This is a genomic window from Aquimarina besae (assembly GCF_042434905.1).
Classification (GTDB): domain Bacteria; phylum Bacteroidota; class Bacteroidia; order Flavobacteriales; family Flavobacteriaceae; genus Aquimarina.
In genome coordinates, this window is sequence record NZ_CP170199.1 from 1,102,738 (window position 1) to 1,127,109 (window position 24,372).

General features: G+C 32.7%; 21 protein-coding genes and 1 tRNA gene. 15 read left to right on the forward strand and 7 right to left on the reverse strand.

Annotation, left to right across the window (positions count from 1 at the left end; all coding sequences use genetic code 11):
- Window positions 1–3: 3 nt before the first annotated feature.
- Together ACE94K_RS04845 and ACE94K_RS04850 are read left to right on the forward strand one after the other, a co-directional pair.
- A complete protein-coding gene (locus ACE94K_RS04845; protein ID WP_378180718.1) occupies window positions 4–2,412 on the forward strand; it encodes a TonB-dependent receptor domain-containing protein in 2,409 nt (802 codons plus the stop codon).
- 12 nt (window positions 2,413–2,424) lie between these two features.
- A complete protein-coding gene (locus ACE94K_RS04850) occupies window positions 2,425–3,078 on the forward strand; it encodes an HAD family hydrolase (protein WP_378180721.1) in 654 nt (217 codons plus the stop codon).
- On the opposite strand, the gene ACE94K_RS04855 is transcribed toward ACE94K_RS04850, so the two are convergent.
- From ACE94K_RS04855 to ACE94K_RS04870, 4 genes are all read right to left on the reverse strand, one after another.
- A complete protein-coding gene (locus ACE94K_RS04855) occupies window positions 3,075–3,593 on the reverse strand; it encodes a nuclear transport factor 2 family protein (protein WP_378180724.1) in 519 nt (172 codons plus the stop codon). The genes ACE94K_RS04850 and ACE94K_RS04855 overlap by 4 nt on opposite strands.
- A 6-nt stretch (window positions 3,594–3,599) precedes the next feature.
- Entirely contained in the window at window positions 3,600–4,181 is a 582-nt protein-coding gene (locus ACE94K_RS04860; protein WP_378180727.1) for a hypothetical protein, read from the reverse strand.
- A gap of 111 nt (window positions 4,182–4,292) precedes the next feature.
- Window positions 4,293–5,327, reverse strand: coding sequence for a M12 family metallopeptidase (locus ACE94K_RS04865; RefSeq protein WP_378180730.1), 1,035 nt, complete (start codon window positions 5,325–5,327; stop codon window positions 4,293–4,295).
- 242 nt (window positions 5,328–5,569) lie between these two features.
- A complete protein-coding gene (locus ACE94K_RS04870; protein WP_378180733.1) occupies window positions 5,570–6,961 on the reverse strand; it encodes a hypothetical protein in 1,392 nt (463 codons plus the stop codon).
- Between the two features lie 287 nt (window positions 6,962–7,248).
- Here ACE94K_RS04870 and ACE94K_RS04875 point away from each other — a divergent pair, with 287 nt between their 5' ends.
- From ACE94K_RS04875 to ACE94K_RS04920, 10 genes are all read left to right on the forward strand, one after another.
- Window positions 7,249–7,611: a TfoX/Sxy family protein gene (locus tag ACE94K_RS04875; protein ID WP_378180736.1), complete on the forward strand. Its 363-nt coding sequence runs from the start codon at window positions 7,249–7,251 to the stop codon at window positions 7,609–7,611.
- A gap of 91 nt (window positions 7,612–7,702) precedes the next feature.
- Window positions 7,703–8,917, forward strand: a complete 1,215-nt coding sequence (locus tag ACE94K_RS04880) for an ABC transporter permease (RefSeq protein ID WP_378180739.1) — start codon at window positions 7,703–7,705, stop codon at window positions 8,915–8,917.
- The gene (locus ACE94K_RS04885) at window positions 8,914–9,582 is read left to right on the forward strand and encodes an ABC transporter ATP-binding protein (protein ID WP_378180741.1); all 669 of its coding nucleotides are present in this window, start codon (window positions 8,914–8,916) and stop codon (window positions 9,580–9,582) included. The genes ACE94K_RS04880 and ACE94K_RS04885 overlap by 4 nt, the downstream gene beginning before the upstream one ends.
- A gap of 27 nt (window positions 9,583–9,609) precedes the next feature.
- Window positions 9,610–9,993 carry a thiol-disulfide oxidoreductase DCC family protein gene (locus ACE94K_RS04890; protein WP_378180744.1) on the forward strand — a complete coding sequence of 128 codons (384 nt, stop codon included), beginning with the start codon at window positions 9,610–9,612 and terminating at the stop codon, window positions 9,991–9,993.
- 274 nt (window positions 9,994–10,267) lie between these two features.
- Window positions 10,268–11,482, forward strand: coding sequence for a lanthionine synthetase C family protein (locus tag ACE94K_RS04895; RefSeq protein ID WP_378180747.1), 1,215 nt, complete (start codon window positions 10,268–10,270; stop codon window positions 11,480–11,482).
- A 23-nt stretch (window positions 11,483–11,505) separates the two neighbouring features.
- The gene (locus tag ACE94K_RS04900) at window positions 11,506–13,740 is read left to right on the forward strand and encodes a lantibiotic dehydratase family protein (protein WP_378180750.1); all 2,235 of its coding nucleotides are present in this window, start codon (window positions 11,506–11,508) and stop codon (window positions 13,738–13,740) included.
- Window positions 13,740–14,624 carry a thiopeptide-type bacteriocin biosynthesis protein gene (locus tag ACE94K_RS04905; protein ID WP_378180753.1) on the forward strand — a complete coding sequence of 295 codons (885 nt, stop codon included), beginning with the start codon at window positions 13,740–13,742 and terminating at the stop codon, window positions 14,622–14,624. Before ACE94K_RS04900 ends, ACE94K_RS04905 begins: the two co-directional genes overlap by 1 nt.
- An 88-nt stretch (window positions 14,625–14,712) precedes the next feature.
- Window positions 14,713–16,317 (forward strand): tetratricopeptide repeat protein, encoded by a 1,605-nt coding sequence (locus tag ACE94K_RS04910; protein ID WP_378180756.1) that lies wholly within the window; start codon window positions 14,713–14,715, stop codon window positions 16,315–16,317.
- Window positions 16,318–16,464: 147 nt separating this feature from the next.
- A complete protein-coding gene (locus ACE94K_RS04915) occupies window positions 16,465–16,635 on the forward strand; it encodes a class I lanthipeptide (RefSeq protein ID WP_378180759.1) in 171 nt (56 codons plus the stop codon).
- Window positions 16,636–16,926: 291 nt separating this feature from the next.
- Window positions 16,927–17,655, forward strand: a complete 729-nt coding sequence (locus ACE94K_RS04920; protein WP_378180762.1) for a hypothetical protein — start codon at window positions 16,927–16,929, stop codon at window positions 17,653–17,655.
- A 123-nt stretch (window positions 17,656–17,778) separates the two neighbouring features.
- Here the strand turns inward: ACE94K_RS04920 and ACE94K_RS04925 are convergent, their stop codons facing one another.
- The gene (locus ACE94K_RS04925) at window positions 17,779–18,738 is read right to left on the reverse strand and encodes an ROK family protein (protein ID WP_378180763.1); all 960 of its coding nucleotides are present in this window, start codon (window positions 18,736–18,738) and stop codon (window positions 17,779–17,781) included.
- Between the two features lie 452 nt (window positions 18,739–19,190).
- Here ACE94K_RS04925 and ACE94K_RS04930 point away from each other — a divergent pair, with 452 nt between their 5' ends.
- Together ACE94K_RS04930 and ACE94K_RS04935 are read left to right on the forward strand one after the other, a co-directional pair.
- Window positions 19,191–20,636, forward strand: a complete 1,446-nt coding sequence (locus tag ACE94K_RS04930) for a serine hydrolase (RefSeq protein WP_378180766.1) — start codon at window positions 19,191–19,193, stop codon at window positions 20,634–20,636.
- 439 nt (window positions 20,637–21,075) lie between these two features.
- Window positions 21,076–21,867 carry a helix-turn-helix domain-containing protein gene (locus tag ACE94K_RS04935; protein WP_378180769.1) on the forward strand — a complete coding sequence of 264 codons (792 nt, stop codon included), beginning with the start codon at window positions 21,076–21,078 and terminating at the stop codon, window positions 21,865–21,867.
- 140 nt (window positions 21,868–22,007) lie between these two features.
- Here the strand turns inward: ACE94K_RS04935 and ACE94K_RS04940 are convergent.
- A tRNA-Asn gene (locus ACE94K_RS04940) sits at window positions 22,008–22,081 on the reverse strand.
- Between the two features lie 93 nt (window positions 22,082–22,174).
- Window positions 22,175–23,491: an RIP metalloprotease RseP gene (gene rseP / locus ACE94K_RS04945; protein ID WP_378180772.1), complete on the reverse strand. Its 1,317-nt coding sequence runs from the start codon at window positions 23,489–23,491 to the stop codon at window positions 22,175–22,177.
- Between the two features lie 156 nt (window positions 23,492–23,647).
- Here rseP and ACE94K_RS04950 point away from each other — a divergent pair, with 156 nt between their 5' ends.
- Complete coding sequence (locus ACE94K_RS04950) at window positions 23,648–24,325, forward strand: SCO family protein (RefSeq protein ID WP_378180775.1); 678 nt, start codon at window positions 23,648–23,650, stop codon at window positions 24,323–24,325.
- The last annotated feature ends 47 nt before the right edge of the window (window positions 24,326–24,372 follow it).

The following is a 24,372-nucleotide window of genomic DNA, read 5'->3' on the forward strand; positions in this document are numbered from 1 at the left end:
GTAATGCGCTTATTTATAGTTGTTGTATTCACTATGTTTTTTATCACTGATATTACCGCTCAGAGTATAACAGTGATCAGTAGATCGAATAATCAACCTATTCCAAGTGTAACTATATATAATAAAACAAAATCCCAAATAGTACTAACTGATTTTGATGGAATAGCTGATATCTCAGGATTTTCAGCCTCTGAAATACTATTTTTCGAGCATATTTCGCATATAAAAACAACCTTTACCAAATCTCAGATTCTTGCATCAGGTAATAAGGTATATCTTGAAATTGATGAAAACCAGCTATCCGAAGTTGTAATTTCTGTTTCCAAATGGGAACAAGACAAGAAGGATGTTACCCAAAAAATTGTTAGCATTACTTCTGATGAGATCGCCTTTTCTACCCCGCAAACATCTGCAGATCTATTGCAGAGTAGCGGACAAGTATTTATACAGAAGAGTCAGTTGGGAGGTGGAAGTCCAATTATAAGAGGTTTTTCTACTAATAGGTTATTACTTACAGTCGATGGAGTACGAATGAATAATGCAATTTTTAGAGGTGGAAATGTGCAAAATGTTATAGCTATAGATCCCTTTACTATTGATCGAACTGAAGTAATTCTAGGTCCGGGGTCCGTAGTCTACGGAAGCGATGCAATAGGAGGTGTAATGAATTTTTATACTCCTCAACCAATGTTTGCTATTAGCGGTAAAAATAAATTGAGTGGAAAAGCAATTGCAAGATATGCCAGTGCGAGTAATGAAAAAACGGGTCATATCGATTTTAATATAGGTTTGGAGAAATGGGCATTTTTAACAAGTGTAAGTTATACCGATTTTGATGACCTCAAAATGGGGAGTCACGGTCCAAATGATTATTTAAGAAATGAATATATAGAAACTATTGATGGAGTAGACACTGTTATTCAGAATGATGACCCTGAAACGCAGGTTTTTACAGGATATGATCAAATTAATTTCTTACAGAAGATACATTTTATACCTAATGAAAGATGGGATGTCAATGCTGGGTTTATATATACCAAAACATCTGATTATCCTAGATATGATCGTTTAATTCGTCGTACAAATGGTAATTTAAGATCTGCAGAGTGGTTTTATGGTCCGCAGAAGTGGTTAATGGGAAACATTCAGTTAACGAATAAGTGGAAAAATAGCTTTTATGATAAGGTAAAATTTACTGCTGCTTATCAAAATTTTCAGGAAAGTAGAAATGACCGGGATTTTGGAGATAACATATTATCAAGAACAAAAGAAGATGTGGACGCGTATTCTGCCAATCTTGATTTCGAAAAGAAATTCGACGACAAAACAACTACATACTATGGTTTAGAGTATATTCTAAATCAAGTTTCTTCTGATGGATCTGAATTAAATAGTACAACAAATGAAATCACGCCGGCACCATCGAGATATCCTGATGGATCTACCTGGCAATCTATTGCAGCTTATGTAAGTTTAAAAAGTAAGCTAAGTGAAAAATTAAGGTTTCAGGGCGGTATACGGTATAATCGAATTATCTTATACTCAGAATTTGAGGATACTTTTTTTGATTTTCCATTTACCGAAGCTAATTTGGATACAGAAGCGTTTACAGGAACAGCCGGAATTAGTTGGTTGCCAAATGAGATGCTACAATGGAAGCTAAATTTTTCAACGGCATTTAGAGCTCCAAACATTGATGACGTTGGTAAAGTTTTTGATTCTGAACCTGGTTCTGTCGTAGTGCCAAATCCGGATTTAGAACCGGAATATGCCTATAATGGTGAAATTGGAGTAACAGCTAATCTGGGTAAAAAATGTAAGATTGATTTAGCAACCTATTATACTCAATTAGATAACGCATTGGTGCGTAGAGATTTTACATTGAATGGAGAAACTGAAATATTATTCGGAGGTGAATTAAGTAATGTACAAGCGATTCAAAATGCAGCCAATGCAGAGATCTATGGGTTTGAGGCTGGAATAAGTTATGATTTTGCAAAGAATTTTAATCTTTCTTCAAAATATACTTTTACCGGTGGAGAAGAAGAACTTGACGACGGATCTATTTCTCCTTCAAGACACGTAGCACCTCAGTTTGGGAATACAAATCTAAGGTATTCTAATAACAAATTGATGATTGACTTTTCTGCCATTTACAATGGACAATTTGATTTTGAAGATTTATCACCATCACAACAGAATAATGATTTTTTGTACGCAAGTGATGAAAATGGGAATCCGTATTCACCTTCTTGGTATACACTTAACGTACGATCTAAGTATCAATTTACTAAAGCCTTTGAAGCTACTTTGACTATAGAAAACATTACGGATCAGCGATATAGGCCATACTCTTCTGGTATTGCAGGAGCCGGCAGAAACTTTATTTTATCCTTACAATACTCTTTATAAACACAATTTCTTTTGAAAGATACATTATACATATTCGATATTGATGGAACTTTAACAGATAGCGTATCAATGTATTTGTTATCCGTGACTAAGGCAATGATCAATTTGGGAATAAAGGATATCGATACAGATTATAATAATTATAAGCACCACACGGATAGTTACGCATTGCGTTATAATTATGAGCGTAATTTTGAGCAGCCTTTTTCGGCAGATCTTCTCAAAGATTTTGAAGAGGAGTTAGTTAAAGAGATGCATCATTTTGACCCAGTGAAAGAGATTCCTGGAGCCAAATCTTTAATACAGCTTTTCAGGGATAATTCAGTTCCATTTTGCTTCGCTACTGGAGCTTTGCCCAAACCAGCTATGTTAAAATTAGATCAGTGTGATATTTGGTACGATGAGTTATTGTTGGCAACTTCAAAGACACACGAACCTAGAGAAGGTTTTGTTCTCGATGCTATAGATAGAGCAAAAAAGTTCTATAAAACATCATTGTTCTCAAATATTGTTTCCTTGGGAGATGGATTATGGGACTTAAAAACTGCTCAAAAGTTATCTTTGGATTTTGTAGGTATAGGAAACAGAAATAGAAATAAATTGATCAAAAACGGCGCTACCAAATGTTATTCAGATTTGAAGGAATTTAGTAAAACTTTATGCTAGTTTTTTCTGCTTCTTAATTTATTTATTAAATCGGCATCAAACTTTTCTTTCAGCAAAGTAATATCCTTAACATTTTCATTGGGTATGGCAATAGACAATACATAATGCTTTACTTTCCAGCCGGTTTGGGTTTTTTCTAATACACCGCTTCCTCTGCAGATACCCATTTGTGTATCTAACAACTCATCAAACCAAGCGAGCTCAGCTTCGGGTTTCACAAAAATGTTTCTTTCTAATGTACTAAAGCTCCAAGCTTTTCCTTTGTCAAAATAAGGTTTAGAGAATGCTTTAAAAGAAGCCATTTCCCAATTTTCTGTAGCATCGGTTCCAATAAATATTGCATCCTCAGTCATAAGTCCAAAATAGGAATCAAAAGAAGCATCAGCTGCTGCTTTATGCCATTTTTCTAAAGTATGGTTGATTTTTTGTTTGGCATCTGTCAAAGTAGTTTTATTGGTCTGAGAACTGCAGATGATCGTAATCATAAGGCAGGATATAGCAAAGATTTTTTTCATAAATAATTATTCTTCAATTTCTATGTTTTCTTTTTCTGGGTCTAAAATAGAATCTCTTAAGATATCTCGTTCTCTAAGGAGTTCTTTTTCTATATCATCCGGGATAGCCAATGATAATTCATTTAATTGTATAATTAAGCTATTATAAGAGGTTAACAATCTTATGTTGGCATCCATCAGTTGCTGCGGACCTGGATTTTTATTTTCAGTAAGTTGCATTAAAAGTCCTGATTCTGTGGTCAAGACGGCAATTCTAGATTTTATGTTGTTAACTTTTAGATCTTCAGATAAATTTTCTTTAAAACTTTGTATTAAGAGATCTACGCTATCAGCATATTTTTTGACATAATAAGGGTTGGATTCACTCAAGGACAATATTAAATTTTTAAGATTCCGAAAGTCTTCAAAATTTTCCAGATCTTTAGCAGCTTTTGGAGAAAGTTTAAGTAGTTCTATATTAGCTTTTTCTTTGGATAGGCTATCAAGCTTTACAATTTCAATTTCCTCATTTTTGACAGTGGTATTCTCTTTTTTACACCCAAAAAAGATGATAGTAATTACCAATAATACGGATAAAAGTGATTTCATTATTACATTTTCAATAACAGACCAAAAATAGGGAATCTCGTTGCAACTAAAAACTAAAAGCCTTTGGTATGTTCACCAAAGGCTTGAAATTGTTATTCAGTTATATTTAAATTATGCGTAGTACCAAGCACCATTCACATAAACCACTTCTCTCCATCCTCGAGAGCTATAATAATACCATTTATCATTATAGCGATATACTCTTAGTCCATAAACGGTGTAATATTGTCCATTTTCATAAGTCGGTTCACCACCGCCATCACCACCATCGGGATACATTTTATCAATTCCTTTTAAATCTTCTGACGATAACGCATTTCTCTGAACAGAGTATGTGCTTCCATCTTTTTTGGTAATTGTTGGTTGACCGTTCTTAGAGAACGAATATGCTCCATACATCATAATTGATCCAAAATCTAAAGAGCTAGTGTATTCATCTCCATCATACCCTTGTTCTACATAAGTTTTGAAGTTGAAATCTCGACCCGATTGAATATTTTGAAAATTAATAGTAACATATTGATCTCTATCAGCTCTACTTTGTTCGTGCCATAATCCAACTGCGTGACCTATTTCGTGAATAGTATTTCCAGTACTACAGCCACTAGCTAAGTTGATGTTTTGTCTTCCGCCGATCATTCCTACACTTGAAGAACACCCGCTACCAGGTCTAAAATAGATGTAGTTAGATTCATTTGTTCTTTCTACAAAGGTAAGGTTGGTATTATTCTCCCAACTAGCAATCGCGTTGGTTACCCTCGATTTATTTGGAAGGTCACTGGCTATAGTATAATATACCGTATTATTAGGCCATCTACCAGAGGTCCGTCCTACACTTCTGCTTAGTGCAGGATCCTGCCCATCCTCTAAGACAAAATTAATGTCTTGTGTATAGATTTCATCTTTTGGAAGAATTATATCTCCTTCAAAAATATTATCTTCATCAATAGCCTCATAAGTAATAGGTAATCCTGCGTAATATCCTTCTTTGATCGTTCCGACTTTACCAAAATTAGCCCTTTCAGCGCCATCGAAGACCTGACTGTCTAGTTCCAGATTTTCTAATTCAGAAATTGGTTCATTTTCTGAACAAGCAAATACAGCCATTGCCGTACTTAAAATTAGAATTGATTTTTTGATTTTCATTTGAGTTTGTGTTTTAGTTATTAACATTAGAAGAAACCCAAAAGATTAATAAATATTACTTTTTGATGACAAATTAACTTTTGATTAAAAAAACGGTTAAAACGTTAAACCCACAACCATAAAGAAGAAATCCTAAGCATCGGCAATATAATAATGACAACCTGTAAATTATTGATAATCAATTGTATGAAAAGAAATATCTATATAATTTCTTGACACTACTTTTAGAAGTTGACATAAAACTAATACTTCAGATCGATCCAACTAGTAAAATTAATATATTCTAAAACGTGTTTAGGTATTGGATGTTCCTTTAATTCTTCTGAAAGTTTTCGAAATGCTTCTTTCTTTTTCTCTCGAGGATATTCTACTGTTTTTGCCAAAAACTTAAACAGTACCTTTTCATAGGAATCTATGTTTTTGTGTTTTTTAAGATATTTCTTGAATACAGTTATAAGATATTTAAGTGTACATCCATTTTCAAGTTCATAGTGAACCAATATGTTGAGCCAGTAGGTATGTGTAATTAAATCTTTTCGATCTTTTTTTGTTTGATGGTTCAGAATATCATTAATCCATCGTAACGATTTTTTATATTCCCTTTTTTGAAAGTAAATATTGGCAAACTGAAAGCGAAAAGAAAGTCTATAATCGCCGGGGATATTAGTACTGTTTTCTTCTATGAAATCTTGAATATTCTCTACAACATCTTCTGTGTTGTGCAGGTCTTTGAGGGTTCTATGAATCTCCAGTTCCATATTGTATAGACGTAAAGTTTCTTTAATTATGGCAGCAGAAAAGCTTTCGATCTCCTTTATCTTTTGTTTTAATAATAAGATTCGAATAAAAGCTTCTTTATGCAATCCGTTAAAGAGCAGAAATCCAAGATAAGTATTGTAGACAGAGAAATACGTAACAAAATATTCATTTAGTAGTTTTGGATATTGCTCCCATTGCTTTAGCAAGTTTTCTATGGTCTGTTTTGCTTTTTCGTTGTTTTTTGCAGCAAGCTGTTTGCGATATAAGTGAAGTGTTTTAAGGGTTTCGTTCTGTAATCGGTGTGTTTTCTTGTGTGATAATGATGAGTTTATAGGGTCAGTGTTTGCTAGTAAAAGATTGATGTATTCTGTAGTAGAGTTTAATAAATGCTTCTGTTTGCTAATAATGTTTTTAAGTGTATCAAAATCTTGTGGATATAATGCCTGATGGACTTTTCTTTTCCATTCCTGAAGCTGAAAGAGCAATAAATCTTGCTGAAAGTGTAATGCTTTTTTTTCTGCACGTTTTAATTCGCTTTCACAAATGATGTACAATCCTTTATGAAATAGAACTTCTACGTTGCGTAGGATGTCAATTAACTCCGCCTGTATAGAAATTTTTGAGTGATAATTTCTTAAGGATTGTAATATTCGTTGTTTCAGATAGTTTTTGATGGTGGTTAGTTGGTTCACAAAAACCTTGTTTTTAAACAGTTCTTTAATTTGGATTTCATCGTATTTTTTTTGAGCATCAATCGCTTGAAATAAAGCAAGATATTCTGAAGCTTCATTTCCCTTAGAGCTTAATTTGAAATATCTTTTTTCGCTTTTGGTTAATGACTTGATCAGAAAGAACAGTTCTTCGTTTTTTTTCATTTTAGAGACCTATGTTTTTTCAAAAATAGCACTTTTTTATTTTAATATTATCACTTACTTTTAAGCTATTCTTAATCAATACATTATACATTATGTCAAATGCAATGAACTGGTTTGAAATTCCGAGTACTAATTTTAAATGTGCTGTCAAGTTCTATAATGAACTTTTGGATACGCAACCGCAACCAATGGGAATGGAGTTTAAAATCACCTTCTTTTCTTATAAAGATGGTGTAGTATTGGGCTGTTTAACTTACGGTTACTTGTCAAATGCAATACAATAATTTATGGCGTATAGTGAATATATTTCGGATAGAATCCATCAGATTCTTCACGAGAAAAAGGTCAATTTCTATGCTAAAAAAATGATGGGAGGTCTTTGCTTTATGGTAGATGATAAAATGTGTTGCGGGATCCATTATGACAAAAAGAAAGAAACTGATCTTTTGATGGCACGTATTGGAGAAGATGCTTATAAACAGGCCATTAAAAAGGAAGGTTGCCATCCTATGGATTTTACAGGCAGACCAATGAAAGGATATGTTTTTGTGACACCCGAAGGGTTTGATCTGGATGAAGATCTGGAATACTGGATTCAATTATGTTTGGATTTTAATCCTATGGCAGAAAGCAGTAAGAAAAGAAAATGAATTTTCTGGGATTAAAGATTTTTTGATAGCTGTTTTTCATGCTATTGTCTTAAGGTTGTAATCTCTCTGTTACTTTCTCGACCTATGAGGTATGTCTAACAAAGTTTTCAATAAAACAAACATATTCATTGCATTACAATACTTGTCCGCCAGAAAAAAGCAAAGTTTTTTGGCAATGATAGGAGTGCTACTAGGCGTAACAACCTTTATTGTCATGATCAATTTTATGACGGGTGTTAATGATTTTCTGGATGATGCCGTGTTTAATGGAAGCCCCGATATAATCGTTAGTGCTAAGACAAAAAAACTAGAGACCAAAGCAACTACTGCAGTTACAAATTATATAGAACATATATACAAAATTGATGCTATTTTGACAAAAGATAAAAACGTCCAATCTTTTGCTCATCAAATCATTTCCCCTGCAATTTTGATTAGTGATACTAAACAATTTCCCGGTAATATGAATGGAGTGTTTTCTTCTCAGGAAAGTAAAATGGTAGATCTTAACAGGAGATTGATAGCAGGCGAAGGTTTTGAGAGTTTACAAAATGATAATAATATTCTTCTGGGAATAAGTCTGGCCAGACGATTAGACGTTTCAGTTGGAGATCAGCTTAAAATGATACTTCCCAACGGAAAGAGTCAAGAGCTAAGAGTTTCTGGGATATTTAGTTTTGGGATTACCACGATTGATAATGTTAGAACTTATATTTCAGGTAACACTTTACAGAATTTATTAGACCAAAAAAATAGTATTACCAATATTCATATAAGACTAAAAGATAGAGATGATGTCAGTCTTAAAAGTGATCTCGTTAAACGTATTGATGGCATCATAACAGAAGATTGGAAAGATAGTAATAAGACCATTGTGATAGGAAATAAGGTACGTGATATTCTTACCTGGTCAGTTTCTTTTGCATTGCTGTTAGTAGCGGGATTTGGGATTTATAATATTCTAAATGTTACCGTAATCCAAAAGAGAAAGGATATCGCAGTACTTAAAACGATTGGATATTCTAGTAATGATATTGTCTTTATTTTTCTTATACAATCACTGATTATTGGAGTGTTAGGAGCGATTTTTGGAGGATTGTTCGGATACTTAATTAGTTATTTTATTTCAATTACACCTTTGGACACATCAGATTTTATTATTGTAGATACTTATCCAATTAATTTTAAGATGTCATATTATGTTTTGGGATTTTTATTTGGACTGTTGACCACCATTTTTGCGGGATATTTTCCATCTAAAAAGGCAAGTAAAGTAGATCCTGTAACTATTATTAGAGGAATATGATTTTAGAAGCACAACATATAGATAAGTATTTTCTGGAGCCGGAAAAGCATCAGATATTAAGAGATATTTCTTTATCGCTTAAAGAAGGGGAATTGGTTTCAGTGTATGGAGAATCAGGAAGCGGGAAATCTACTTTGTTGTATATTCTATCAACTTTGGATACCGATTTTGGAGGAGACTTGTCAATATGTAATCAAGATATTCAAAATTTGACAGCTGCTCAACTGACAGATTTTAGGAATAAACATATTGGATTTGTTTATCAATTTCATTATTTGCTACCAGAATTCAATGTTTTGCAAAATGTAATGTTACCGGCAATGAAATTATCCAACAAAAGTAATAAAGAGATTAAAAAAGACGCCCTGTCTCTTTTAGAGGAAGTCGGCATGAGAGCTTTTGCAAAACGACCCTCATATCAACTTTCAGGAGGACAGCAGCAACGAGTAGCAATTGCACGAGCATTAATTAATAATCCGTCTTTGATTGTAGCTGACGAACCAACAGGGAATCTAGATCAAAAAAACTCTGAATCAATATTCCACTTGCTTAAAGAAATAACAGAACAAAGAAACAAAGCAGTTGTTATTGCCACCCATGATTCTAAAATTTATCAAAATTCTCATCGAAGTGTTGAAATGATTGATGGTTTTATTCGACTGTAGAGTTATAAAAACCTAAAAACCAATAAAATGGAGAATATTCGTAATAAAAGCGTTATTATATTTGACGGAGAGTGTAATTTATGCAATGGTGTAGTAGGTTGGTTGATGAAATTTGCTCCAAAAAATCTTTTTCATTTTATACCTTTTCAATCTCCTCAAGGACAACAATTACTTGAAAAGTATGGATTTCCTACTCTACAGTTAGATACAGTGATTCTGATCGACGAAAACTATCCACATACACATTCTGACGGTTTTTTAAGAATTGTATCTAAAATCCCTAAATGGAAACGGGTAGCAGCATTGCTGGCTTTTATTCCCCGAATGATTCGAGATGGAATCTATAAAACGGCTTCCCGTAATCGGGTAAAATGGTTCGGACAATCACAAAGTTGCACGATTAATTTTTAGAAGAACTTTCTTCTCCTAGTAAAGCAATACATTAAAAAAGTGTTTTAAAAAGAATCATTACATTTAGATCATCACACAATATTGATCCAACATGTTTGTTGTTTTCACTTTTGTACGATATTTGGTTTTCTTAATTTACAGTAGCTAAAAACAAGGGTATTTCCATTTCATCAGATTTTTCCTTACTTTATCTAATATAAGGATGTATATTTTTCATTTCATTTTTTTGATATTACATTAGTCCACAAACAAAAGTAAAGCTAATTGATCGTTAATGAATACTACCCAAATTTTAAGTAAGAAATTAAAAGAAATCCATAGTATTTTACAAGAAAACTACCAACATTCGGATCATATAGGAGTGTTATCGGGTATTTCAGGTATTTCGCTATTTCAGTTTTATTATGCTCGGTTTATAGAAGATGAACAGATTGCCGATATTGGAGTAGATGCCATGTCTGAGGCCATCCAGCGCATGAATGATGGATATTCTTTCCCAACGTTTTGCACTGGTATTGCAGGAGCAGGTTGGGTTTTAGAATTGTTGAGTGAAGAGGAGTTTATCGAAATTGATAGTGACGAACTTTTATCAGATTTAGACAACTATCTTTTCGAATCCATGAAATCTAATATAAAAAATGAATATTTTGATTTCTTACACGGTGCGATCGGTTATGGTTATTATTTTTTAAAGCGATTTGAAAAAACAACATCAGACTCATTAAAAGATAAGTATGCACAGTATCTTTTCCATCTTATCAATGCATTAAAAAATAGTTCGCAAAAAGATCAAAGAGGTACCTTTTGGATATACGATTTAAACAAAAAGGAGAATCTACAAGGTGTTAATTTAAGTTTGTCACACGGAATGGCGAGTGTGATTAATTTTTTAAGTAGATTGTATATCCATAAAGAATTCAGAAATTCTTCAAGGGATTTATTAATTGGAGCTACAGATTTTATCATTAGTTGTAAATATCCTAAAGAAGATCAAACCTCTCTATTTCCTAGTTGGGTATATCCCGAAATGGAAGAATATAGCAACAGCAGGTTAGCGTGGTGTTACGGAGATTTAGGCATAGGAATTTCGTTATGGAAAGTTGGTAAAGCACTTGGGGAAGAAGTTTATCGTGAATTAGCCTTACAAACAGTAAAACATGCGGCTAAGAGAAGAAATGCAGATGAAGCAAGAATTATCGATACAGGGCTATGTCACGGAATGTTTGGGATCATTACTATTTTTCAGTATATGTATAAGGAAACAAATGAGATTTTATTTAAAGAAACTGCAGACTTTTGGATGGATGAAGTGTTAAAAATGGACTCACACAAAGAAGGTTACGCAGGTTATAAACAATGGAGAGGTGATTTAGAAAAATGGAAAAATGAAACCAATTTATTAGAAGGTATCGCGGGAATTGGATTATCCATGATATATTATTTGAACCCTTCAGAAAGTAAATGGACCGAATGTTTAATGATTGGCTAATCCTTAAGAATACCAAATAGAATATGACATATAAGAATTTTCCAAAATACGTTTTACGTACTCCATTATTCCCTCTATCGTTTTATAAAGAATTAACCCAAGAATCCCTACTAGAAGAAGATAAGCTAAAACAAATATGTGCAGATAGGATTATTAAGGAAGCAACCTTTTTAGCATCGCCCTCTTTATATCAGGAGTTTGAAAAATGGCTGAATGGAGGCATTAAAGAAAAAGCAGCATCTGATAGAATGATGTATTCCGTACTAAAATACATCAGCCGGATGTCATCTCGATGCACACCATTTGGAATTTTTGCAGGAACGGCGGTTGGAGCTTTTTCAGACAATACAGCTATTGAACTTTTGGCCAAATCAGAAAATGATCGTCATACAAGACTAGACATGAATTATCTGGTGGCATTATCTCAGGATATTGTTAAAGATAAAATGATCAGAGACCAACTTTTGTTCTACCCTAACACCAGTATCTATAAAGCAGGAAAACAGCTTCGTTATGTAGAATATATATATGTAGAAAGTAGAAGGGTACATCACATCGTAGCAGTAGAAAATTCAGAGTATTTACAGAACGTATTATCAAAAGCCAGATCTGGATCACGTTTAAGTGACTTGGCAGCATTATTGGTAGATGATGAAATCACCCTAGAAGAAGCCATAGGATTCATAGATCAATTAGTGGAAAGTCAGTTGCTAATTAGTGAGTTGGAACCATCTGTTTCAGGACCTGAGTTTTTAGATCAAATAATACCTGTTCTAAAAAAACTTACTGGAACCGAGCCAGTTGTATCGACACTAGAAAATGCACAACAGATACTCCAAAAAATTGATCAGAGTATTGGAAATACTGCTAACGAATATATTGAGCTGAGCGAATCATTAAAAAAGCTAGGAACAGGTTTTGAATTGAAGTACATGTTTCAGACAGATATGAACCTGACGTTAAAAACGAATGAGATCAGCTATGATACCCTTAAAAAGATTAAAAAAGGACTAACAGTACTTAACAAACTTACATTACCACCTCAAGAAACACTCATTTCTCGATTTAGAAATGCTTTTTACGAGCGATATGAGAGTAGGGAGGTTCCTTTATCAAAAGCATTAGATGTAGAATTGGGGATAGGTTTTTTACAGGACAAAGATTCTGGTGACGTGAGTCGAATAGTAGACGATCTAATGCTACCGTTCAGACAAGAAAAAGTCGGAGTTAGAGATGTGAAGTGGTCTTCTATACATTCTATGCTACATAAAAAATTGGTAAAGTGTATCGAGGATAAAAAGAAAACCCTATTTCTGGAGGATAAAGATTTTCAGGGATTAGAAGAAAATTGGGACGATCTACCGGATACCATTTCTTCGATGATAGAGTTAGTAAAAATAGATAACACCGAAAAAATAATCATGTCTAGTTGTGGTGGTTCAAGTGCAGCAAACCTTTTAGGGCGTTTTTGTCACGGAGATGAAAAATTAGATGCATATACGAAAGAAATCATCGCGGTAGAAGAAACATTAAATCCGGATAAAATTCTTGCAGAAATTGTGCATTTGCCTGAATCCAGAGTAGGTAATATTTTAATGAGACCCGCTTTTCGAAAATATGAAATTCCTTATCTGGCAAAATCTATTTTGAATAAAGAAAATCAACTTTTATTAGATGACTTAATGATCTCTGCAACCTCAAGAGGAAAAATAACATTACGTTCTAAAAAATTCAACAAAGAAGTAGTTCCACATTTAACTAATGCGCATAATTATTCTAGTAACGCTTTACCCATCTATCAATTTTTGGCTAACCTGCAAACTCAGAACCTAAGAGGAGGTATTTCTTTTGATTGGGGGCCGTTTGCCGACGAATATGATTATTTACCCAGAGTAGAGTATAAGGATATTATATTTTCTAATGCAACCTGGAATATCTCATCATTAGAAATTAAACCTTTACTACAGCATCTGGACAATGATAACCGGTTCTGGGATGAATTAAAGAAATTTGCAGACCGTAAAAATTTACCTCAATTTGTGCTTTTGGTCGATGGAGACAATGAGCTACTGATTAATGCGAAGAATATAACATCAATGAAAATGTTGCTCAATACGGTGAAGAAAAGAAATAAATTTAAATTAAAGGAATTTTTACATACAGAAGGCAATATGGTAAAAGAAGGGATAAACACATTTACAAATCAAATCGTGGTATCTTTTTATAACGAAAAGAAACTGAAAAACATAAAGAATTGATGGTAGACGATGTACAAAGATCATTTATAGTAGGAAGCGAATGGTTATATTATAAAATATATACAGGTCCAAAAACTTCTGATTTAGTACTTACCGAAATTATAAGACCTGCTACAATCTACTTACTAGAAAAGGGCGTCATTGACAAGTGGTTTTTTATCAGATATAGTGATCCAAAACACCATATAAGAGTTCGATTTCATTATCAAGAACCGCAAAATGTTGCCGGAATTATCAATACATTGTATTCGTCTCTTCAAGAATTTTCTAAAGAAGATTTAATCTGGAAAATACAGTTGGACACCTACCAAAGAGAAATAGAACGGTATGGAATAAAAACAATGGATCAGGCCGAGCAACTTTTCTTTCTGGACAGTAAAATGATTGTAGATTTTTTGGACATGATTGATGGAGATGAAGGCGAAGAATTAAGATGGCTGTTCGGAGCCAGGGCAATAGACCAATTGCTTCGAGATTTTGGATATGACGAAGATGAAAAACTTAGTTTGATGGATCGATTAAAGACAGGGTTCGGAGCAGAGTTTGGAATGAATAAAGGACTCAAGAAGCAGATGGACAAAAAATTTAGGGACGAACATGATAAGATCAAGAGATTTCTAAATTATGAAAAAGAAATGGAACCGGAGTATGTCCCAGTTTTAGAAGTTTTAAACGAAAAAAGTAATCACAGTAAAGCACTTATAAAAGAAATAGTATCTATAGTAACCAAAGCAGAATTAGATGATATGATGAGTAGCTATATCCATATGCTTATGAATAGGCTATTTAGATCTAAAAACCGTTTGCACGAAATGGTGATCTATGATTTGTTGTTTAGAACATACAAAGTAGAGTGGGGTATTAGAAAATTCAAGAAAAAATAATACTCTTATTTCGTAGATTCTATTCTTCTCAATTTGTTATTAGAACTAAATCCTTACTTTTGAAAACACACCTGATATTTAAATTAGAATGGTTGCTGATATACTAAGAATCTGGATGTGCTCTGTGTTTTTCCTTTCCGGAATAGCTACATTTTCTTTTCCTCAATACACTGCCGCGGATGTACAAGAAAATATAAATAAGGGCAAGGCACTTTATAACTCAGGGGAATACAATAAAAGTTTAATTTTTTTTGATAAAGCCAGAGAAATAGCTTCAGCAATAAAAAATGATTCATTAATCAGTATCATTGATATAAGAAAAGGTCACTCTTATTTACTAAGTGGTAAAAATGAAGAAGCTATAGAAGCCTATTATAGTGCATTAGCTATTACAGAAAAAACGGGAGATTTAGACCAGCAAGTTAGAGCGAATTCTGGGTTGGTCCTAGTTCTAAAAAGCATGAATCAGTTGGATAAGGCTTATAAAATTGCTTCAGAAATTCTTCAAACAATAGACAAGACTTCATATAGCAATACCAAAACACACGTGGATATTCTTACCACTATAAGTGACATACACATAGCTTTAGAGTATTATCAAGAAGTACTTTCATTTGCAGAAAAAGGGATTAGTATAAGTCGATCTATTCAGTATAAAGAGGGTTTGATAGATTTTTATATCAAAAAAGGAATGATTTTTTACTATGAGAAGAATTATGAAAACTCATTCAGGTATCTGTTAGATGCACAGAATATCTTAGAGCACAATGAAATTACCAACCGTTTTTTTCCTTTCATAAATATCAATTATTTTCTGGCTAGCTGTTACTATGAGCAAGGCGATTATGATAAAGCCATCAATCAGCTAGAAAAAACTACAGCATCTTTAACAGAAGAAGATCTCATAAAACCTTTAGTGGTACAGTCGTATTTATTATTGGCTAATTGTTATGGAGAAAAAAGGAATTTTGAAAAGGCACTTTTTTATAACAATGAATATTTAAGAATTCATAAAGACTTTCAGGAAAATAGAGACGAAATTGTAAATACCATTTATGAAAAAGAAGCAGAGAAACTAGAAAAGAAAATAAATATATTAAAAGAAAAAAATGAAACCAGTGAGCAAAAGAAACAAGCTATTACAGTTGCCTTGATTCTTTTACTATTGATATTTATTTATATCGTTTTTCAGTACAGAACAAAACAAAAAAAGAATAAAAAGATATTTGATGATTTAATGATTAAAGTTAGTCAGCTGGAAACGGATAAAAGGGCAAAAGAAAATATTGAAAAACCGAAACCTAAGGATCTGACTATTGATGAGGAAAAAGTAACCGAAATCTTGAAACGACTGGATAAACTGGAGAAAGAAGAGTATTTCTTACGATTGGATTGTAACCAAAGGGATGTTGCAAAAAAATTAAAAACAAATCACACCTATTTATCTAAGATCGTGCGTACCTATAGAGAGAAAAGTTTTACGGATTATATTAACGACCTTAGAATTGAGTATGCAGTAAAACGTCTAAAAAATGATAAAAAGTTTAGGTCGTTCTCTATCAAATCCATTGCGAACGAAATAGGGTATAAAAGTGATTACTCTTTTGCGAAACACTTTAAAGCTAAAACTGGTTTAAATCCATCATACTATATTAAGAACCTAGAAAAGCAGGTAAAAGCCTGCGAAAATTGAACATTCCAATCCCCTAAATTGTACAAATTAGGGTAACGATATGTGTGAGAATACCTTAAAATAACTATATTACCTTCGAGAACTAAGATGACATCAGGTAAAGCAATCCTGATAAATTATTAAAAATTAACTAAAATTAGAGAATAGATGAAAGACCAAAATTCGCAAAAATTAAACCTTAAAAAACTTACTATTGCTAAGATTGACACTTCAGCACTTAATAAAATAAAAGGAGGAACCAGCATTCCACCCGGAGAAGGTCAAGCTACCTTGATGAACCAACAACACCAAGCAAACCCTTGCAATTATATATACTAATTTAAGTAAAGGACATCGCCCTGCAATGCAGGGCTTTTTTGTGCCCCCTAATTTGTTCTACAGGAGGTGATTTATTTTTAGATTCTAGAGAACTGTATACTTCGTTTTATAAATACGGGTATTAACACTTATAAGAAGATAGAGGAAAAACCGAAACACTTAAAATATAGCAGATTTCTAAGATTTAAAATTATGCTTAAAAATATTTTAAACTTAGAAGGGGTGAAAATGTGACGAATCCATTCTTTTCAAAAGTTATCTTTATTTTTAATACTCTTTGATAACCATAATATGAATGACCTGAAAAATATGCTGCGCTTAGGATTTTGTCTACTGTTTCTAGGGTGTAATAACAGTACAGATCCAATAAATATTATAAAATCTTCTTTACAATCGCACGGCGGTATCCAAAAGTGGGAAAGCATCAAAGAAATTACCTATCGTAAAACAACCGTTTTGTACGATAGTGTTGGGAATATCGAAAACAAAATGATTCAGACGCATAAAAATAGATTGTACCCAACATTTTCTGCAGAAATAAAATGGATAGAAGATTCTATTCAAAAAAGAGCTGTACTAAAGAACGATGAGGTTTCTGTTTTTTTTAATAATGAGCTTCAAGCGAATCCACAACTAGAACAAAACTATTACAACGCGATTATTGCGGGTAATTATGTTTTTTGGCAACCTTATAAGCTGTTAAAGGAGGATGTAACACTTTCTTATAACGGTAAAGAGGTTATAGACGGAGCATCGGTAAACGTAATCAGAGCTAATTATGTTTATAAAGATGGGTCTCCTGCAAATACTTGGTGGTATTATTTTGATGAAAAAACTAATAAACTGATCGGTAATATGGTATATCACGCACCAACCTATAGTTTCATAAAAAACATCAAATATGAAAATAAAACAGGGCTATTTCTAAATGCGGAACGCAAAAGTTATCGGGTGGATAGTTTACGGAATGTACAGTTTTTAAGAGCAGAATATGTATATGAGATTTTAGAGTTTAACTAATCTATGTTTTTAATTTTTCTTGTTTCCGAAGGTTTATAGAGTTTTTTCAATGAGGTAATTGGTGATTAGATACTACTATTTGGATCGTCTCAAGATTTTATTGTTATGGAGGATACATGCCAACTAATTTTTAAATTCTGACCAAATCAAAGCTGCTGCTCCCGAAATGGCAGCATTTTTACCTTGTAATCCAGAAGGTAATAGTTTTACTTTTCCTTTATAAATATCCAAAAGATAGGTGTCCATATACTTTTTTGTAGGTTCGAATATCCATTTGTCACTTCCTGCCAAGCCTCCGAGTAAGAAAAAAGCTTCCGGTTGAGTAAAAGCGGTAAAATTAGCAAGTGCAAAACCTAAAATTTTTCCTGTATATTCGAAAGCTTTGATTGCAATGGGATCACCTTCTTCTGCGGCCTTGGTTATTTCTTCGCCATGTAAATCATTGTATGCGATACTTCTAAATCTACTTTCTTCATTGTATTTACATAGCATATATAAAATCGTACGTTTTAATCCCGTGGCAGAAACATAAGCTTCTAATCCGCCTCGCACACCAAGACCTGTTAAACGACCATCGCCTAGAGTGAGATCAATATGTCCTAATTCTCCGGCAAAACCATCATAACCATCAATTAGCTGCCCGTTTGCAACAATTCCGCCTCCAAAACCGGTACCTAAGGTGACCACAATAAAATCTTTCATTCCCTTGGCATCGCCAAAAAGCATCTCACCAAGTGCAGCGGCACTAGCATCGTTCATCAGTTTTGCAGGTAGATTGATTTTTTCTTTCAGTTTTTCAAGTAGAGGTACAGAACCTTTCCAGACTAGATTTGAGGCGTTTTCTATAGTTCCTCTTTTGCTGGAGGCATTTGGAGCGCCAATACCGATACCAAGTATATTCGTATCATCTAACGCTTGATTTTTAAGCTCTGAAATCGTACTATTTATCTTCTCCAAAAACAGATCTAGATCTGGATAATCTTTGGTTCTAAAGAAGGTTTGAACCAAACTTTCTCCTTGTTGATTTACCAAACCTATCTTGGTCTTTGTACCCCCAATATCAATTCCTGCAACTACGTTCATCGTTACTTTAATTTTAATTTCTCCTTTAAAATATGGCAGTTCGTTCAATATTCAAAGATAAATGTGAATATTTCATACTTTTCCGGTTCTGATTCATAGTTTCATAGGGTATGCTGATCATTATTCTTGTTTCAATAGGATTCTCTAATGTTATAGCCAAAGTTTATAGAGTATAGATTAGAAGTCTCAAGAATGTTTAATTCTTCCTTTTTAAAGGAATCAAAGTATTTGTATAAACGCAACAATTGGTTTTGATCTTCAAACTTATTTCTCAAAAAAAAGTAATAATACAATCAAATCTAAACAAATTGATAATCGAATTTTTGGAAAATAATAAGTTCGCTTTTTTTAAGTGGGACTTTTAATTCATTTCTAAGAACTAGTTTTGTACGATAAATGAAGGATACAAATTCTTTTTTATTAGTATATCATCATCAATCAAAAGTAAAAAAATGAAAAAAGACCTATTGTACGTTTTAATATTAGTAATTATCAATATCTCCTGTGCCGATAGGAAAAGTGTAGACAAAACTTATGATTTAGAAAACAATATCGATACTTATATTACGAATGCAATGAAGTTGCATAATATACCGGGTGTCGCTATTGCCGTTATACAGAATGATAGTGTGATCTATCAAAATTATTTAGGAAAATCTTCATTGGAGCAAAATAAAAATGTTGATGAACATACATTGTTTAGAATGTTTTCTGCTACGAAGCTAATGACATCTGTAGCTGTTTTTCAGCTTGTTGAAAATGGGAAAATTGGCTTGAAAGATGAAATTTCAAAATACCTTGATAATTTACCGATGAAATGGGGTGATATCCAAATTATTCATTTATTAAGTCATTCATCAGGTCTGCCTGATATGATTAAATATAAATGGGATTTAACTGATGATCAATTAATGGAGAAACTATCCAACGATGATATGGGTTTCGAAAAAGGAAGTCAATTCCAATACAATCAAACTAATTATTGGCTTCTTTCTAAGATCATTGAAAAAGTTTCGGGATTGTCTTTCTCAGAATTTGTATTGAAAAATCAATTTAATGATGCTTACGATAATGTATTGTTTTCGTCTAACGCTACAGATGATATTCCTAAAAGAGCAACAAGGTATTTCTATAATTATGAAACAAAGGAGTTTCATAAAGATAAGAACAACAGTGGGACAAGAGGCTTTTCTGGAAATGGATTAAATATTACTCTTAATGAGTTTGTTAAATGGAATACAAAACTAGACAATAATGAATTGCTTAGTAATGAATCAAAAAAGAGATTATGGGCACCTTTTAATTTTAAAAATAAAAAGGATAAGTTTTTGCACGGATGGGGAGTATATCCGGTAAATGACATAAAATCCATTGGTTTTTCTGGAGGGAATTGTGTAGGATTTAGAAAATTTTTAAACAGTAATACGACTATTATTTTGCTTTCAAATGGTTATTTACATCCAGCGTATGATATCGTGATAAATGATATTTCCAGGATGATAATTCCAGAATTAAAAGCTAAAGATTTGACTTTAGAAGAGGATATTATGAATCTGGTTGTGAACAAAAAGTATAAGAAAGCAGAATTAGCATTTAAAAGACTGATGTCAGAAAATCTAGAAAGTGAGTTCGACAATTTGAAGTGGAACATAAACGGGATAGGAAATACACTAAATTATAATAGTGAGGAAGAAGCGTTTGATGTTTATAATATTCTTCTAGAAACATTTACAAAATGGTGGGTTCCTAAAGCAGGTTTGGCAGAAACATACGAAAAACAAGGTGATACTTTAAAAGCTATAGCCTCTTACCAAGAAGCAATTATGCTAAATGTTGATAATGAGTGGGGTTACAATAAACAAATGGAAGCCAAAATAAAAGAGCTAAAGAACAATTAATCAAGTTTGTATTTGTAATACTTTTTAAACAGTAGTTATTTGAACATGCTTATTTTAGTATTTATATTACTGTTTTTTTATGAGTCAAGATTTTATTTTGGAAAAAGCCACAATAATTGTAGTTTTCATTGCATTGGTTTTAGCTTTTTTTTTGTTTACTGTTAAAAGTAAAAAACACAATAAAGTTAGTAATAGATCAATGGGGTTGTTTTTGTTGGTATTAGCAATTCATATTAGTGTTTTTCTTTATTCAGATTACTTCAGAACACCTTTGATTTTTGAGCAGGTAAGAGATCAGTTAATACTCTTTTCCGGACCTTTACTTTATTTACATTTAATTTCATCTACATATCTTGATTTTAAGTTAAGTAGAAAACATCTATTACATCTGACACCCTTTTTTTTGGTAACTATTATTTTCATTCCAAGATTTTTTTTCGTGAGTGAACCAGAGCGAATCATTTTTTATCAGTCATATCATTCTCATTTAGAAGCAAAATTATATGCTGTGTTAAATATAGTTACTATAAGTTTCTACTTAATACTTATGTATGTAGAGCTAAAAAAGTATAAATCGATACTAGCGGAGAATTATTCAGACAAAAGATATTTTAATTATAAATGGTTAAATCAACTAACTTTTTTGTTGATCGTATTATTTGTTTTTTCATTCTTTAGAACAGCTATTATTTATTTTGGGAGTAATGAGGGAATACTAAACATTAGAATTTTTCACACTCTTTATTTATTAATGTTTGTATCGTGGTTAATACTTAAAAGTTTGTATTCGCCAGAAATCTTCCGTGCGGTTGATACTAAACATAAACTGGTAAAAGATCTGTATGCAGATAGCTCTAAGAAGATAAATCCGAGCATAGTAAATGATAAAAAACGAATTCAAGAAAAAATAGCAAAATTGAAACAACATATTGAAACTAATCGACCTTTTCTCAATTCTTCATTGAGTTTAAAAGAACTTGCTAATGATGTTGGAATGGAAACCCAAGAGCTGTCAGTTTTAATCAATCGGTATATAGGGAAGCATTTTTTTGATTTCATTAATGAGTATAGAGTAGAGATGGCCATCAAAATTCTTAAAGATCCTAACAGGAAGTCTAGTCATATTTTGGAGATTCTGTATGAAGTTGGCTTTAATTCTAAATCATCTTTTCACAGAGCTTTTAGAAAACACACCAGTAAAACGCCTAAAGATTATCGAGCCAAATCATGAAAAAAGAATGTTCTTATAGCACAACAATCTTTTTTAGTTCTACTGTTTTTTACAAAATATCCTGTTTGAAATTTTTTTTCAAGTATGCTTTGATAGAAGGATATAAAACAAAAAAGTCCAGCATTGCTGCTGAACTTTTGCTCCCCCTCTTGGGCTCGAACCAAGGACCCTTTGATTAACAGTCAAATGCTCTAACCAACTGAGCTAAGGAGGACTATTGCTTTTGCAAATATAGAGTGTTTTTCTCTTTTGCGAGTGCAAATATATACTAATTTTTGATACTCAAAAAGATTTTTTTAATTTTTTATCAATTTCCGAAAATTGCTCTATAAATATCGTTACCATTTGCAAAAAGAAGTAAAGCAATCAGGATAACAAAACCAACTAATTGGGCATACTCCATAAATTTATCGTTAGGTTTTCTACCTGCGATAATTTCGTATAACAAAAACATCACATGTCCACCATCTAATGCAGGAATCGGTAAAATATTCATAAATGCTAAAATAATAGAGATAAAAGCAGTAGTACTCCAAAAAGCTGCCCAGTCCCATACAGGAGGGAATAGATTACCAATGGCTGCGAAACCACCAATTTGCGTTGCTCCTTTTTTAGTAAATACATATTTAAACTGAGCTACATAATCGTGAAGTTTCCAATAACTGTAATCAAATCCTTTACTAATACTTTCACCAAAAGTATATTCGTCTCTGTTGATCTTATAAAAAACAGGTAATACGCCTACAGTTCCTTTATCATCCGTTTTTACGGTAATCGTGTTCTCGCTCCCGTTTCTTAGATAGGTAATAGCAACTCCTTTTTCTTTTTCAGCATTTACTTCTTTTTGGAACTCGTGCCACCAGTCGATCTTTTTTCCATTCACAGATAGAATTTCATCACCATTCCTAAGTCCGGCAGCATATGCAGGTTTATCTACTAATACGGTATCCAATACCGGTTTAAGTCGCACTGCAAAAGGCTCCATCACACCTTCTTCAAACATTTGGGTGCCAATATCCTCAGGAATATCAATTGTTTTGGTATTTCCATTGGCAGATAAAACTGTAATGGTATTCACATCTCTTAAAAAGAGATACATATTAATATCGGTAGCATCTTTAAAATCTTCTCCGTTTACCTGTAATATTCTATCACCATCCTGAAAACCATATGCTTCAAACATTTCAGCAACTTCGTATCCATCAGGAATATCTTCTACAGAAACATAGGTGATTCCCCAAGTAAAAATGATAATCATATAAATTAAAAACCCAAGAATGATGTTTACTGTTACACCACCAAGCATAATAATTAAACGCTGCCAGGCTGGTTTGGATCTAAATTCCCAAGGTTGAGGAGGTCCGGCCATTTGTTCTTTATCCATGCTCTCATCAATCATCCCGGCAATTTTGACGTATCCACCAAGTGGTAACCATCCGATACCATAAACTGTTTCGCCAATTTTTTTCTTAAATAATGAATATTTTACATCAAAAAACAAATAGAATTTCTCTACTCGGGTTTTAAATAACTTAGCAGGAATAAAGTGTCCTAACTCGTGTAAAACGATCAGTATAGACAAACTTAATAACAGCTGTAATGCTTTTACAATAATGGGACTCATAAGGTCTTATTCAAAATTAAATCACGCAAAAGTAACCTTTTAGAGTAGTTTATGAAAGAAATCTAGTATACAGATTTGGCTTTTAATATTTTTTTAGCGAAAACCGTAATCCTATAAAAGATAATCCTTGTAATTTTGCAACTCTAAAATATAAGTATGCTTCGATTTTTTGCTAAGTACAAATTCTTTGCCATTGTGCTGTTCGTTTTATCGGCGATTATTATTTCTATCATATATTCCATCTTAAAACCAAAACGAATACTTCAGGTGTACGAACCGGATATGGTAAGTTTAGAGTTGGTAGACAGTACAGTGCAGCACGTGCGTAAATATCATAAAATTTCAGATTTCAATCTGATTAATCAGAATGGAGAAGTGGTTACACAAGCTGATTATAAGGATAAAATTTACGTAACAGATTTTTTCTTTACTACTTGTCAGACGATTTGTCCCATTATGACAGGTAATATGAAAATAGTTCAGGAAAAATTAAAAAATGATCCTGAGGTATTATTGTTATCTCATACGGTTATTCCTGAAACGGATAATGTACCACAACTGAAGAAGTATGCGCTGGAAAAAGGAGTAGATGATAAAAAATGGAATCTAGTAACCGGTGACAAAAAACATATATACGATTTGGCAAGAAAATCGTATCTGGTGGTAAAATCTAATGGTGATGGAGGTCCTTATGATATGATCCATACCGAAAACTTCGTGTTGGTTGATAAAAAGAAACGAATCCGCGGTTTTTATGATGGTACCAACGAAGAAGAAATACAACGTTTGCTGGAAGATATCAAGGTTTTAAAACAAGAATCTTCAAAAGAGTAACGTTTTTGAATTAAAAAAACCTAAACACTGTCGAGAACAATGTTTAG